The following is a 13574-nucleotide window of genomic DNA, read 5'->3' on the forward strand; positions in this document are numbered from 1 at the left end:
GGGCATGGAGGCTCGGCGGAAGCGGGGCAAGGGCTGCTGGGGGGCTGGTCTGGGCTACGGCTACGGCTACGGCTACGGCTACGGCTACGGGATGGTCGGGCGCCAGTGCCCGGTCGCGGCGAGTTCGACGGTGAGATCGGCCGACGCCCGCGAATAGGCTCCGCCCGGCGGGACCGTCAGCCGCAGCGCCACGTCGTCGGTCCCGTCGGTGAGCGGCCGGCATCGCAGGAGGCTCACGGTGGCGGCGCGGTGCACGGTGACCGCGCGTCGCAGAAAGCCGTACAGAGCCGGGTCGGGGCAGCCGACGTCCACCACCTGCCCGCCGGAGACGGCGAGGCGCACCGGCCGGTGGACCAGCGCGGTGCCGAAGCGGACGGCGCGATTCACGCCAATCCTCGCGTTTGCCACGAAGATGCCGTCCGCGCCGATGACGGGGACCTCGGCATGCCCTGCGGGGAGGAAGCGCAGCTCCCCCGGTTGCGGCGTCCCGTCGGCGCGTCGTACCGGCGTGTCCGGGTCGCCGAGCAGGTCGAGGCTCGCGGTGTCCGCCGACCGGAGGTGCGACGCCACGGTGACCCCGGCGGGCAGGGACCGCAGCCGGACGGCGGCCGCCTCGCGTACTTCCTCCTCCCAGCCCTGGGGCAGCGCCCCGGCGGGACTCCCGACCGGGTCGGGGAGTTGAACCGCGCCGAGCCACGGCGGCAGGTGCAGGTGGGAGGGGTCGAGGAGTTCGCCGCCGAGGAACAGCGCGACGTCGTGCGCGGAAGGCGCCGGGACGACGTCCGGGGCGGAGGAACGGAGCGCGTCGGCCGCGTCGCGCACCCGCCGGCCCAGGCGCGGCGTGCCCCAGCCCGCCGGGCCGATCAGCCGCACGTCCACGCCTGCCGTACGGGCCCGGGCGCACAGCCAGACGGCCCGCGTGGTGTGTGCGGCGGCGAAGGCGATGACGAGGCGGTCACCGGCGTCCAGCCCGAGCGACAACAGAAGCAGGTCGACCGTCGACCGCTGCGCGCGGTCGGGAGCGGTGATAGGAGCAGCGGACATACGGAGAAGTACTCCCGTCGTGGTCGGACGAACGGCTCAGACCTTTGCGGCACCGCATCCGGAGCGCGGGCGGGCGCGGGCGGGCGCGGCCGAAAAGCGCTTTCACACTGTTTTCGGACGGAGAGGACTGTGGCACAATCCACCGGTGGTCGCGATGTTCATGGGCGCACCGACTTACCGGCCGGCTGATGGGAAACCGAAGGTCGACGTCGTCGACGATCTTCGGCGAAATGACGGCAGTGGGTATTACCTCAGGCTCAGCGGCATTGCTGGTTCCGGCGTTGCGCTCGGCAAGACGACTCCTAGACCGAGTTCCGACTCCCGATGCGGAAAGGACAAGGACCGGCTGTCCGTGCAATCACATGACGGTGCACCAGGCGGCTGCTGATTGTCGAGCGCCGGGTTCTGGCAGCAAACTGCATGTCCACAACTGACATGATTCGACTGGGGGCCACGTTGTCCGAAAAGAGCGGCAGAGAAGATCGGGACATGGCCCGCCTGCTGGACCACTCCGCGCTGTCGCTGTTCGACCACGCGCTGGCCGAGGGCCGGCTGGACCTGGCGGCGGGCCCTCGCGCGTACCGGTTGTCCGCCGAGGAGTTCGACCGCGCGTGCCGGGTACTGGTCGACCTGCGGCTGCTGCACCCCGATCCGTTCCGGCCGGAGACCCTGGTGCCGATGAACCCGGAGACGGCGGCCTCCACGGTGGTGGCGCCGATGGAGGAGGAGATCGCCCGGACGAAGGCCCGGATGCGCTCGATCCGGGGGGAGTTCGCCGCACTGATGCCGCATTATCGTGCCGCCCGGCAGGCGTCGGAGCACCGGCACACCGTCGAGGTGCTGCCCGGGACCGTGGGCGCGGCTCCGCTTCTCGCGCAGGAGTCGTCGCACTGCCGCCACGAGGTGTTCGCCATCCGGAAGGAGGCGCTGCTCACCGGCGTCCCGGAAGACGCGCTGCGCCGCGAACTCGCGCTGCTGGGACGGGGGGTGCGGGTGCGCACACTGTGCCGGCTCGGTGTGGACGGAGGATCCAGGTTCCGCGACCAACTGGCCGTACTCGGCTCCGCGGGGGCGCAGTTCCGCGCCGCGCCGGAACTGCCGCACGATGCCACGGTCTTCGACCGCAGCGTGGCCGTGCTGACGCGTATCGGCCCGGACGGTACCCCGGCGGGGACGCTGGTGATCCGGGACGCGGAGTCGGTGGCGTATCTGTGCCATGTCTTCGACCAGTTGTGGGCCGCGGCGGCGCCGTTCCGCCCCGGAGGCCCGGCACCAGTGGGCGGCGCCGAGTCGCGGAGGGCGGACTCCGAGGTGCGGCGCGCCGTGGTGGGGATGCTGGCCCAGGGCACGAAGGACGAGATGATCGCCCGACGGCTCGGTGTGTCCTTACGGACCTGCCGCCGTCACATCGCCGAGATCCTGGAGAGCCTCCAGGCGCAGAGCCGCTTCCAGGCCGGCGTTCTGGCCGAACGCGCGGGCCTCACCCGCCCCGCATCCGCGCCCGCGCACGCGCCCGCACCGCTGAACAGCCGGATCCTGCAGCCCGCGACGACGCCGGCGAGCGAGCAGCGCCTGTCCGGAACCACCTGACCCCCCGCCCGCCGCCCGAGCGGACCCGCGGCCTCGCGACTCCCCGCTCCCACCCCGCCCCGCCCGCCCCAGCTCACACGTCGATCCGCGCCCGGTCCAGCACCGACGCCGAGTTGGTGATGAACCAATCGGCTGGCTAGGCCGTGTCTCACACATAGCGTCGTCCGCCCGCAGGGCGGGGCCCACGGCGTCCGGCGCGTGCGCTCGCAAGGGCGGTGGGGGCACTCCCAGCGGTAGCTGGGGAGGGACTGGGGGAGGGATTGGTCAGACACGACCTAAGGGCAATACCGGTGACTTTGGTGTGGTCTGGTCGTTGGATGGTGTGTGCCAAGGCCTGGACAGGTGAAGTCGTCGGGGGTTGAGCGGTTCTCGGATCGGATCGCGTTGGGGGTGCTCACGCGGGCTTTCCCGCCCGAGTTGATCGATGAGGTCGTCGCTGAGTGTGGTCGGGCCGAACAGCGGAACCGGCTGTTGCCTGCTCGGGTGGTGATGTATTTCGTCCTGGCGATGTGCCTGTTCTTCGGACAGGGCTATGAGGAAGTGGCCCGGCTTCTCGTGCAGGGACTGGAGCACGAGGGCCGCTGGGCGAAGGCATGGCGGGTGCCGACCACTGCGGCGATCGGCCGGGCGCGACTGAGGCTGGGGCCGGAGCCGCTTCGGGTCCTGTTCGGCCGGGTCTGCCGACCGGTAGCGGTCCAGCAGACTCAGGGTGCCTGGTTCGGCCGGTGGCGGCTGGTCGCGGTGGACGGCACCGGGTTCGACGTGCCGGACACGGCCGCGAACGCGGAGTTCTTCGGGCGGCCGGGCAGCAGCCGCGGACAGGGCAGGAGCGCGTACCCGCAGGTGAGGGTCGCGGCCTTGGCCGAGTGCGGCACTCATGCCGTGTTCGCGGCTGAGGCCGGCCCGTTGTCTTCTCATGAGACCGCCCTGGCCCAGCGGATCTTCCCCGCTTTGACCAGGGACATGCTCGTGCTGGCCGACCGGGGCTTTTGCGGCCTGGACCTGTGGCGGGCGGCCAAGGCCGGAGGCGCTGACCTGCTGTGGCGGGTGCGGAGCGTCATCGTGCTGCCGGTCCTGGCCACGCTGGAGGACGGCTCGTATCTCTCGGAGATCGTCGCCACCCGGGACAAGCACCGCCGAGCGGACCCGGAACAGGTTCGGGTGATCGAGTACACGCTCGGTCCGGGCGGAGGTGACGGGACCGTCTACCGGCTGATCACCACCATCCTCGACCCCGCCGATGCCTCGGCAGGCGAACTCGCCGCCCTCTACGCCCAGCGCTGGGAGATCGAGAACACCCTCGATGAGATCAAGAACCATCAGGGCGGCCCCGGGATCGTGCTGCGTTCCCAGCACCCACGCGGGGTCGAGCAGGAAATCTTCGCGTTCCTGCTGGTCCATCACGCACTGCGGGACCTGATGCACCAGGCCGCCTTACACACCGGGCACGACCCCGACCGGCTCTCCTTCACCCGCACCCTGCGCATCGTCCGCCGCCACGTCACCGGCCAGGCGGCGCTTTCCCCCCTCCCGCCTGGCCCGCACATTCACACAGAGTCTGCGTGAGATCACCGAACGACTGCTGCCCGCACGGCGATTGCGCTCCAACCCCCGTGTCATCAAACGCAAGATGTCGAACTGGGCACTGAAACGAGCCGAGCACAACAACCCACCCCGGCCCAACACCCCCACCGTCCAGCTGGTCGAGCCGACCAAAGCCAACCCGACTCGCCGGAAAAAAACCTAAATCACCGCTATTGGCCCTAAGGGGTGTCCGGGGGGTCGGGGAAATCGGGGAAATCGGGGAGGGGGACGTCGTGGACGAGGCGGAGGGCGTTCTTGGGGGGCTTGCGGCGGCGCAGGCCCGCCTCGGTGAGGCGGCGCAGGAGTTCCTTGCTGCCGATCTCGGCCGCGCCGAGGCGGACCGCGTCGGCGTAGCGGTGGGAGGGGATGTCGTAGTGGTCGCGTTCGAAGGCGCGGGGCGGGGCACCGAGGCGGGCGGCGAAGTCGTGCAGCTCGTCGTAGGAGGTGTCGCTGACGAGGTGCGACCAGAGGCGGCCGTGGCCGGGCCAGGTGGGCGGGTCGATGAATATCACCGCAGCGCGCCCACCGCTGAGACGGCCTCGCCGCGTGCCTCGCAGACCCAGTGCGGGTCGGGGCCCAGCTCCGGCTCGACGGCCAGCGCGTGCGGCTCCTCGCACCGCGGGCACAGCGGCCAGCGGCCGTGCGTCTCCAGCAGCGCGTCCTGGATGTCCTGGGCGAGCAGCCCGGCGACGTAGGCGGCACCGTCCGGCCACTGCCGCACCCACCAGCGCCGCTTGCTGAGTGCCTCTTCCAGCAGCGAGACGACCTCGGCCGCCGCCACCTCGCGGGCGGTCAGGTCGGCGAGGACGCGGGCGCGGGCGTCGTGCAGCGCCGCCTCGATCGTACGGTTGTCGGCTTGGCCTTCCATGGCTCCATTGTCGCAAGTCGGGCGGCGATCCGGGGCGGCTACGGTTACGGGGCCGCCGAAGTGCCTGGCGGCGGGGGCCAGGCACTTCGGCGGGCCCGGCGGTCCGGCGCACCGGCGGCCGGAACCGGGCGCCTCACCCCCCTGTGTCCCCTTGACGCTGCCGAGCCGGTGAAAATACCTTTCAGAGCGTGACCCACAGCGTGAAGGAAACTTTCCCCCCGCCCCGCCCCCTGCGCGCGGGACGCGGGGCGCGAGGAGTGCCCGGCGCGCCCGCTGCCCCGGTCACCCCCACCGATCCGGGCGCGCTGGCCGCCAAGGTCCGTACGCTCGGCCCGTCGATGACCCGCTCCATGCAGCGGGTCGCGGAAGCGGTCGCGGGCGATCCGGCCGGCTGCGCCCAGCTCACCGTCACCGCCCTTGCCGGGCGGACCGGCACGAGCGAGGCGACCGTGGTCCGTACCGCCCGCCTGCTCGGCTACCCCGGCTACCGCGACCTGCGCCTCGCCCTCGCCGCGCTGGCCGCCCACCGGGCCGCAGGCGCCGCGCCCGCCGTCACCGCGGACATCGCCGTGGACGACCCGCTCGGCCAGGTCGTCGCCAAACTCGCCGCGGAGGAGCAGCAGACGCTCGCCGACACCGCCGCGCAGCTCGACATGACCCAACTGGAGGCCGCCGTGGCCGCGTTGGTGGCCGCCCGGCGGATCGACGTCTACGGGGTCGGCGCGTCCAGCCTCGTCGGCCAGGATCTCGCGCAGAAGCTGCTCCGGATCGGGCTGATCGCCCACGCGCACACCGATCCGCATCTCGCGGTCACCAACGCCGTCCAACTACGCTCCGGCGATGTGGCGTTGGCGATCACGCACTCCGGCAGCACGCACGACGTGGTGGACCCGCTGCGGGCCGCCTTCGACGGGGGCGCCACCACCATCGCGATCACCGGGCGGGCGGACGGCACGGTCACCCAGTACGCGGACGTGGTGCTGACCACCGCGACATCGCGGGAGAGCGAGCTGCGGCCGGCCGCGATGTCCAGCCGGACCGGCCAACTGCTCGTCGTCGACTGCCTGTTCATAGGCGTCGCGCAGCGTACGTACGAGGCGGCGGCGCCGGCCCTCTCCGCGTCGTACGAGGCGCTCGCGCACCGGCACATCCCGCGCGCGGGCCGCGGGTAGGGCCGCGCCTGAGGCTGCGCGTAAGGCCGCGCCGTACCCGGACGGCGCGGCGCCGTACCCGCCGCGCCGCGGTTGATCCCGAAGACCCCGAACCACCCGTACCAGCACGTCGTGAGAAGGATGAACGAGCCGCATATGACCCAGTACACCGAGCTGCGCCGCGAGTTGGGGACGCTGACCACCGAGGCGTTCCGGCCCGAGCTCGCCGAGATCGACCGGCTCTCCACCCTGGAGATCGCCCGCACCATGAACGCCGAGGACGCGACCGTCCCGGCCGCCGTCGCGAGCCAATTGCCTGCGATCAGCGCCGCCATCGACGCCATCGCCGAGCGGATGGCGCGCGGCGGGCGGCTGATCTACGCCGGCGCGGGCACCGCGGGGCGGCTCGGCGTGCTCGACGCGAGCGAGTGCCCGCCCACCTTCAACACCACCCCGGGGCGCGAGGTCGTCGGGCTGATCGCGGGCGGGCCCGACGCGATGGTCACGTCGGTGGAGGGCGCGGAGGACCGGGTGGACCTGGCGGTGGCGGACCTGGCGGGACTGCGGATCACGCCGGACGACACGGTGGTGGGTATCTCGGCGTCCGGCCGCACGCCCTACGCTCTCGGCGCGGTTCAGCACGCGCGGGCGGCGGGGGCGCTGACGGTCGGGCTCTCCTGCAACGCCGGGTCGCCGCTGGCGGCTGCCGCGGAGCACGGTATCGAGGTGGTGGTCGGGCCCGAACTGGTGGTGGGGTCGACGCGGTTGAAGTCCGGTACGGCGCAGAAGCTGGTCCTCAACATGCTGTCGACGATCACGATGATTCGGCTCGGTAAGACGTACGGGAGCTTGATGGTTGACGTCCGGGCGTCCAATGAGAAGTTGCGGGCGCGGTCGCGGCGGATTATCTGGCTGGCGACGGGGGCGGGGGACGCGGAGATCGAGGGGGCGCTGGCGGCTGCGGGGGGTGAGGTGAAGCCGGCGATTCTTGCGTTGCTCGGGGGGGTGGACGCCGCTACCGCGGCTCGGTTGCTCGCTGCGGCGGGGGGTCACCTTCGCGCTGCGTTGGCCTCGGCGGCGGCGCGGTAGCGGTTGGGGGTTCGGCGGTGTTCGGGGTGCGGCTCCGTCGTGGCTAAGCGCGCAGTTCCTCGCGCCCCTTTTCGGGGCGGGTCCGTGGTGGTCCGGCTGATCCCCGTCTGCGGGTGCGTCGTGGTTGCTCGCGCAGTTCCTCGCGCCCCTGTAGGGCACCGCCCTACTGCCGCGGCGGCGGAACAGTGCCCCAAAGGGGCGCGGGGAACTGCGCGCACAGCCACGGCGAAGGCGCGCTTCGACCCAACCGGAACCCCCCACCCCGGTAGGGGGCGGCGTCGCGCTTGGCGGTTGGGGAAGCAGGCCAAAAAGGAGCACCCGCAGGCGGGGACGGGGCGGGACGTTGCGGGCGCACGCCGCGGGGCGCCCCACGACGGGGCGGAGGAGAAAGCGGTGCCCCTCCCCGGAGGGGAAGGGCACCGCTTTTCAAGGGTGGAGCGGGGCTTCTGATCCTGCGGATCAGAAGTCCATGTCACCGCCGGGCATGCCACCGGGCGCGGCCGCTGCGGCCTTCTCCGGCTTGTCGGCGATGACCGCCTCCGTCGTGAGGAACAGCGCCGCGATCGACGCCGCGTTCTGCAGCGCGGAGCGGGTGACCTTCGCCGGGTCGATGATGCCCTCGGCGATCATGTCGACGTACTCACCGGTCGCGGCGTTGAGGCCGTGTCCGACGGGCAGGTTCCGCACCTTCTCGACGATGACGCCGCCTTCGAGACCACCGTTGATGGCGATCTGCTTCAGCGGGGCCTCAAGCGCGAGCCGCACCGCGTTGGCGCCGGTCGCCTCGTCGCCTTCGAGCTCCAGCTTGTCGAAGACCGCGGTCGCCTGGAGCAGGGCCACGCCACCACCGGCGACGATGCCCTCCTCGACGGCGGCCTTGGCGTTGCGCACCGCGTCCTCGATGCGGTGCTTGCGCTCCTTCAGCTCGACCTCGGTCGCGGCGCCGGCCTTGATGACGGCCACGCCGCCGGCCAGCTTCGCCAGGCGCTCCTGGAGCTTCTCCCGGTCGTAGTCCGAGTCGCTGTTCTCGATCTCGGCGCGGATCTGGTTGACCCGGCCGGCGACCTGCTCGCTGTCACCGGCGCCGTCGACGATGGTGGTCTCGTCCTTGGTGATGACCACCGTGCGGGCGCGGCCGAGCAGGTCGAGGCCCGCGTTCTCCAGCTTGAGGCCGACCTCCTCGGAGATGACCGTGCCACCGGTGAGGATGGCGATGTCGCCGAGCATGGCCTTGCGGCGGTCGCCGAAGCCCGGGGCCTTGACGGCGACGGACTTGAAGGTGCCGCGGATCTTGTTGACGACCAGGGTGGAGAGCGCCTCGCCCTCGACGTCCTCGGCGATGATCAGCAGCGGCTTGCCGGACTGCATGACCTTCTCCAGCAGCGGCAGCAGGTCCTTCACCGCGGAGATCTTGGAGTTGACGATCAGGATGTACGGGTCGTCGAGCGACGCCTCCATCCGCTCCAGGTCGGTGGCGAAGTAGGCCGAGATGAAGCCCTTGTCGAAGCGCATGCCCTCGGTGAGCTCGAGTTCGAGCCCGAAGGTCTGCGACTCCTCGACGGTGATGACGCCTTCCTTGCCGACCTTGTCCATGGCCTCGGCGATCAGCTCGCCGATCTGGGTGTCGGCGGCGGAGATGGAGGCGGTGGAGGCGATCTGCTCCTTGGTCTCCACGTCCTTGGCCTGCTCCAGCAGGGCGGCGGAGACGGCCTCGACGGCCTTCTCGATGCCGCGCTTGAGGGCCATCGGGTTGGCGCCGGCGGCTACGTTGCGCAGCCCTTCCTTGACCAGGGCCTGGGCGAGAACGGTCGCGGTCGTCGTGCCGTCACCGGCGACGTCGTCGGTCTTCTTCGCGACTTCCTTGACCAGCTCGGCGCCGATCTTCTCGTACGGGTCCTCGAGCTCGATCTCCTTGGCGATGGAGACACCGTCGTTGGTGATCGTGGGGGCGCCCCACTTCTTCTCAAGGACGACGTTCCGGCCCTTGGGGCCGAGAGTGACCTTGACGGCGTCGGCGAGCTGGTTCATCCCGCGCTCGAGTCCGCGCCGCGCCTCCTCGTCGAACGCGATGATCTTAGCCATTGTGAAGTGTCCTCCGCGGACTGGGGGTTCCCCCACCGAGGCAGGGGGCGGTGGATCGGACCGCGTGGCGCCCGCGACGGACGGCCAGCCGGCCGCCGGTTCCTTCCCGACGGCCGAGCGGGCCTCGCCGACCCGGTCCAAGTTGTCACTCTCGCTAGGAGAGTGCTAACGCCAATGATTAGCACTCTCCCCCGGCGAGTGCAAGCTTCCAGGGCTCGTTCACCCCTCCTGGCAGACCCCGTACGAGTGCCGCCGGCACTCGAACACGCAGGTATACACGGAAGGGTCCACACCCTCACCGGGTGCGGACCCTCCCGCGTTCACTGCGTATGTACGTCGCGTCGGTGGCCGAACGCGCCGGGATGTCAGCCTGCCAGCCGGACCATGTCCGCCTGCGGCCCCTTCTGACCCTGCGAGATCTCGAACTCGACTCGCTGGCCTTCTTCGAGGGTGCGGTAGCCGTCCATCTGGATCGCGCTGTAGTGGACGAAAACATCCGCACCACCGTCGACCGCGATGAAGCCGTAGCCCTTCTCCGCGTTGAACCACTTGACGGTGCCCTGAGCCATTCCCAACTCCCCTATTACTGGCCCTATCGCAGCCCCGCACTCCGCGGGCCCGGGTCAGACCTCACCCGCCAGGGTGACCCTTACCAAGAACAGGTGGGAACCCTGGGAGGCGTGCGCCGGAACGCGTCGACCGCGGCTGAATGTATCTGCACGGATGCCCAGTGCAACAGGTCAATTGGACGAGAATTCAGGGTCTGACTCATCGGATATAACATCAGAAGAAATGACAAGGCCGGGCAACTCGGACCGGACATAAAGGGTTAACCGGATAATTCGTTCGTGAATTTGGCGATAAATCGCCGGACGGTGAAGGCCGTGTGGAGACTTGACGCGGGAAACTGTACAACCTTTCAACTATCTCCCCGCACCGACAGCCGCCGGCCGGAATCCCGGTAGGGTCCCGACAACACCCCGCCGCACAGCGGCGGCCCGGTAACAAAAACAGCGCCCCGATCACCGCAATGGGTGACCGGGGCACCGAAAGCCGAACAGCCTCGGAGCTTCCTCCAAAGCCGCGCCCGGCGGGTTCAGCCGCCGGCGACGGCGGGAATGATCGAGACACTGGCGCCGTCCGGCACCGCGGTCTCCAGGCCTTCGGAAAAACGCACATCGTCGTCGTTCACATAAACGTTCACGAAGCGGCGCAGCTTTCCGCTGTCGTCGAGCACCCGCGCCGAAATACCGGTGTGCAGCGCTTCGAGCGATCCGATCACCTCGGCCAGCGTCGAGCCCTCGGCCGACACCTCCGCCTTGCCGCCGGTGTAGGTACGCAGGATGGTCGGGATTCGAACAGAAGCAGTCATGCGAGGCCAGCCTCTCGGAACGCGGCGACGGTGGGACGGATGATCGCGGTGGGACCGGTGGTCGGCGCCACCGCGTCCAGGGTCTTCAGCCCGTCGCCGGTGTTCAGCACGACGGTCTCGGCGGCCGGGTCGAGCTGCCCGGTCTCGATCAGCTTGCGCAGCACACCGACGGTCACCCCGCCCGCGGTCTCGCCGAAGATGCCCTCGGTCCTGGCCAGCAGCTTGATCGCGGCGACGATCTGCTCGTCGTTCACGTCCTCCACCGCGCCGCCGGTGCGCCGGGTGACGTCCAGGACGTACGGGCCGTCGGCCGGGTTGCCGATCGCCAGCGACTTGGCGATGGTGTCCGGCTTCACCGGCCGGACCACGTCCTTTCCGGCCTTGAAGGCCGCCGAGACCGGGGAGCAGCCCTCGGCCTGGGCCCCGTAGATCCTGTAGGGCTTCTCCTCGACCAGGCCGAGCTTGATCAGCTCCTGGAGGCCCTTGTCGATCTTGGTGAGCTGGGAGCCGGAGGCGATCGGGATGACCAGGTTGTCCGGCAGCCGCCAGCCGAGCTGCTCGGCGATCTCGTAGGCCAGCGTCTTGGAGCCCTCGCCGTAGTACGGGCGCAGATTGACGTTGACGAAGCCCCAGCCCTCGCCGATCGGGTCGCCGATCAGCTCGGAACAGAACCGGTTCACATCGTCGTACGAGCCCTCGATGCCGACCAGCTCGCCGCCGTAGACCGCGGCCATGACGACCTTGCCGGCCTCCAGGTCGTGCGGGATGAACACGCACGAGCGCAGGCCCGCGCGGGCCGCGGCGGCGCCCACCGCGCCGGCCAGGTTGCCGGTGGAGGAGCAGGACAGGGTGGTCAGCCCGAAGGTGCGGGCGGCTTCGAGGGCGATGGCGACGACCCGGTCCTTGAAGGAGTGCGTCGGGTTGCCGGAGTCGTCCTTGACGTACAGACCGCCGGTGATGCCCAGCTCGCGGGCGAGGTTGTCGGCCTTGACGAGCTTGGTCCAGCCGGGGGCGAGGTTGGGGTGCTCCGCGACATCGGCGGCCACCGGGAGCAGCGGGGCGTACCGCCAGATGCTGGTGGGGCCGGCCTCGATCCGGCGGCGCAGGGCTTCCGGGTCGCCGAGCGGGAGGTCGTAGGCGACTTCGAGCGGCCCGAAACACTCCTCGCAGGCGAAGATGGGGCTCAGCGGGAAGCGGGTGCCGCATTCCCGGCAGCTCAGTGCGGCGGCCGGTCCGAACGGGGCGCCGAGCGGGGTCCGGGGGGCGGCGGTGCTTGCGACAGTCTGCGCAGCCATGATGGCGAGGCCCTTTCTCCTCATCTTCCTCGTGACGTACATCGCCACAAGACGGAATTGGCACCTTCCCCACCGTGTGACCTCGCGGTCGGCGGGAGGGTTGCCGGGGCTTCAACGGGCCGTTCCCTCTGCCCCTCTGGATGAGCGGTATGGCACTGGATGCGATGATCCAAGGCGTTTGTGCCAGGCTCTCGGCATGACGGGAGCCCGGGTCGTGTTCAAGACTGTAACGGAGAAGCAGTGGATCCGAGCAGGCCGTCCGTAAGGCGAGACTCCTGAAACTCGTCCGATGGATCACACCGCCCGTATCCAGGGCCCACCACGGCAGGGAGAAGCGCGCGTGCTCAACGAGGTGGAGCGCTGGCTGACAGGCCGATCGTGGTCGGCGGACGACCGTCCGCTGGACCTGCTGCTCGCCGCCAAACACGCGGCGGGCGAGCGGGGCACGATCAGTGTCGTACTGCCCGCGCTGAACGAAGAGGCCACGGTCGGTGAGATCGTCACGACGATCCGCCGCGAGCTGATGTCGGCGGCGACGCCCCTGGTGGACGAACTGGTGGTGGTCGATTCCGGTTCGCGGGACCGGACGATGCGGGTCGCCGCCGAGGCGGGGGCCCGGGTGGTGCCGCGGGACGCGATACTGCCCAGGCTGCCCACCCTGCCCGGCAAGGGCGAGGTGCTGTGGCGGTCACTGATGGTCACCAGCGGTGACATCGTCTGCTTCGTCGACTCCGACCTGCGCGAGTTCGACTCCCGGTTCGTCTCCGGGATCGTCGGCCCGCTGCTCACGGACCCGGCGCTGATGCTGGTCAAGGCGATGTACGACCGCCCGCTGGAAACCGGCGACTCGGTGGTGCCGGCCGGCGGCGGCCGGGTCACCGAACTCGTCGCCCGCCCGCTGATCAACCTGCACTGGCCGCGGCTGGCCGGCTTCGTGCAGCCGCTCGGCGGGGAGTACGCGGTCCGGCGGTCACTTCTTGAACAGCTCCCGTTCCCGGTCGGCTACGGGGTGGAGCTGGGCATGCTGATCGACTCGCTGGGCCTGGTCGACCTGGACGCGCTGGCCCAGGTGGACGTGGGCGTACGGCACCACCGCCACCAGGACGGGCAGGCGCTGGGCCGGATGGCGGCGGCGATCTACCGGACCGCCCACGTCCGGCTCTCCCGGGGCCCGCTGGTCCGGCCGCGGCTGACCCAGTTCGACCGGGTGGACGAGGGGTTCATCCCGCGGACCCATCCGGTGGACACCGAGGAGCGGCCGCCGATGCTGGAGATCGGGGAGTACCTGGCCCGGCGGGCGGCCTGAGCGGGCTGCCTGACCGGCGGCCTGAACCGGGCTGCCTGAGCGGGGCGGCCCGACCGGGCTGCCCGGGGCCCCCGGCGGCCCGGGGACGGGCCACTGGCACAGCGTGTCACCACCGGTGGCACCCAGTGGCACACCGGTGGCCCGCGCAGCCGCCGCCCTCGGCGGGCTCCCGTACGTCGTGGCTGGTCGCACC

General features: G+C 70.7%; 13 protein-coding genes and 1 riboswitch. Of the genes, 6 read left to right on the forward strand and 7 right to left on the reverse strand.

The genetic code is table 11. From position 1 onward, the window contains the following. Positions 1-84: 84 nt before the first annotated feature. Entirely contained in the window at positions 85-1044 is a 960-nt protein-coding gene (locus tag OG519_RS13235; RefSeq protein ID WP_405582857.1) for a hypothetical protein, read from the reverse strand. A 145-nt stretch (positions 1045-1189) separates the two neighbouring features. Here OG519_RS13235 and OG519_RS13240 point away from each other — a divergent pair, with 145 nt between their 5' ends. The 3 genes from OG519_RS13240 to OG519_RS13250 all read left to right on the forward strand — a co-directional run bounded on the left by OG519_RS13240 (position 1190) and on the right by OG519_RS13250 (position 4200). Beyond that, positions 1190-1432 carry a hypothetical protein gene (locus tag OG519_RS13240; RefSeq protein ID WP_405582859.1) on the forward strand — a complete coding sequence of 81 codons (243 nt, stop codon included), beginning with the start codon at positions 1190-1192 and terminating at the stop codon, positions 1430-1432. 101 nt (positions 1433-1533) lie between these two features. Further along, the gene (locus OG519_RS13245) at positions 1534-2634 is read left to right on the forward strand and encodes a DUF6879 family protein (protein WP_405582860.1); all 1101 of its coding nucleotides are present in this window, start codon (positions 1534-1536) and stop codon (positions 2632-2634) included. A 324-nt stretch (positions 2635-2958) separates the two neighbouring features. After that, positions 2959-4200: an IS4 family transposase gene (locus OG519_RS13250; RefSeq protein WP_405582862.1), complete on the forward strand. Its 1242-nt coding sequence runs from the start codon at positions 2959-2961 to the stop codon at positions 4198-4200. A gap of 197 nt (positions 4201-4397) precedes the next feature. Here OG519_RS13250 and OG519_RS13255 read toward each other — a convergent pair whose 3' ends face one another. Both OG519_RS13255 and OG519_RS13260 read right to left on the reverse strand, forming a co-directional pair. Then, complete coding sequence (locus tag OG519_RS13255) at positions 4398-4730, reverse strand: DUF4031 domain-containing protein (RefSeq protein ID WP_405582864.1); 333 nt, start codon at positions 4728-4730, stop codon at positions 4398-4400. Beyond that, on the reverse strand, positions 4727-5086 hold the full coding sequence (locus OG519_RS13260; RefSeq protein ID WP_405582866.1) for a hypothetical protein: 360 nt from the start codon (positions 5084-5086) through the stop codon (positions 4727-4729). The genes OG519_RS13255 and OG519_RS13260 overlap by 4 nt, the downstream gene beginning before the upstream one ends. A 257-nt stretch (positions 5087-5343) precedes the next feature. On the opposite strand from OG519_RS13260, the gene OG519_RS13265 reads away from it, so the two are divergent. Both OG519_RS13265 and murQ read left to right on the forward strand, forming a co-directional pair. Beyond that, the gene (locus OG519_RS13265) at positions 5344-6258 is read left to right on the forward strand and encodes a MurR/RpiR family transcriptional regulator (protein WP_405582868.1); all 915 of its coding nucleotides are present in this window, start codon (positions 5344-5346) and stop codon (positions 6256-6258) included. Between the two features lie 135 nt (positions 6259-6393). After that, on the forward strand, positions 6394-7326 hold the full coding sequence (gene murQ, locus OG519_RS13270) for an N-acetylmuramic acid 6-phosphate etherase (RefSeq protein ID WP_405582870.1): 933 nt from the start codon (positions 6394-6396) through the stop codon (positions 7324-7326). 459 nt (positions 7327-7785) lie between these two features. Here the strand turns inward: murQ and groL are convergent, their stop codons facing one another. The 4 genes from groL to thrC all read right to left on the reverse strand — a co-directional run bounded on the left by groL (position 7786) and on the right by thrC (position 12075). Continuing rightward, complete coding sequence (gene groL / locus OG519_RS13275) at positions 7786-9408, reverse strand: chaperonin GroEL (RefSeq protein WP_405582872.1); 1623 nt, start codon at positions 9406-9408, stop codon at positions 7786-7788. Positions 9409-9773: 365 nt separating this feature from the next. Continuing rightward, a complete protein-coding gene (locus OG519_RS13280; RefSeq protein ID WP_009339379.1) occupies positions 9774-9977 on the reverse strand; it encodes a cold-shock protein in 204 nt (67 codons plus the stop codon). Between the two features lie 527 nt (positions 9978-10504). After that, positions 10505-10780, reverse strand: a complete 276-nt coding sequence (locus OG519_RS13285; protein ID WP_405582875.1) for a MoaD/ThiS family protein — start codon at positions 10778-10780, stop codon at positions 10505-10507. Then, complete coding sequence (gene thrC, locus OG519_RS13290) at positions 10777-12075, reverse strand: threonine synthase (RefSeq protein WP_405582877.1); 1299 nt, start codon at positions 12073-12075, stop codon at positions 10777-10779. Before thrC ends, OG519_RS13285 begins: the two co-directional genes overlap by 4 nt. Positions 12076-12092: 17 nt before the next feature. Continuing rightward, positions 12093-12222, reverse strand: a riboswitch (SAM riboswitch). Between the two features lie 193 nt (positions 12223-12415). Here thrC and OG519_RS13295 point away from each other — a divergent pair. Beyond that, complete coding sequence (locus OG519_RS13295; protein WP_405592700.1) at positions 12416-13381, forward strand: glucosyl-3-phosphoglycerate synthase; 966 nt, start codon at positions 12416-12418, stop codon at positions 13379-13381. Positions 13382-13574 lie beyond the last annotated feature (193 nt).

Origin of the sequence: Streptomyces sp. NBC_01190, assembly GCF_045039895.1 — a bacterium.
In the GTDB taxonomy this organism is placed as follows: Bacteria; Actinomycetota; Actinomycetes; order Streptomycetales; family Streptomycetaceae; genus Actinacidiphila.

Bases quoted from the DNA above. Each gene is read 5' to 3' on its own strand.
- OG519_RS13235 (WP_405582857.1), bottom strand. From the start codon at position 1,044: ATGTCCGCTGCTCCTATCACCGCTCCCGACCGCGCGCAGCGGTCGACG.
- OG519_RS13245 (WP_405582860.1), top strand. From the start codon at position 1,534: ATGGCCCGCCTGCTGGACCACTCCGCGCTGTCGCTGTTCGACCACGCG.
- OG519_RS13260 (WP_405582866.1), bottom strand. From the start codon at position 5,086: ATGGAAGGCCAAGCCGACAACCGTACGATCGAGGCGGCGCTGCACGAC.
- murQ (WP_405582870.1), top strand. From the start codon at position 6,394: ATGACCCAGTACACCGAGCTGCGCCGCGAGTTGGGGACGCTGACCACC.
- groL (WP_405582872.1), bottom strand. From the start codon at position 9,408: ATGGCTAAGATCATCGCGTTCGACGAGGAGGCGCGGCGCGGACTCGAG.
- OG519_RS13280 (WP_009339379.1), bottom strand. From the start codon at position 9,977: ATGGCTCAGGGCACCGTCAAGTGGTTCAACGCGGAGAAGGGCTACGGC.
- OG519_RS13285 (WP_405582875.1), bottom strand. From the start codon at position 10,780: ATGACTGCTTCTGTTCGAATCCCGACCATCCTGCGTACCTACACCGGC.
- thrC (WP_405582877.1), bottom strand. From the start codon at position 12,075: ATGGCTGCGCAGACTGTCGCAAGCACCGCCGCCCCCCGGACCCCGCTC.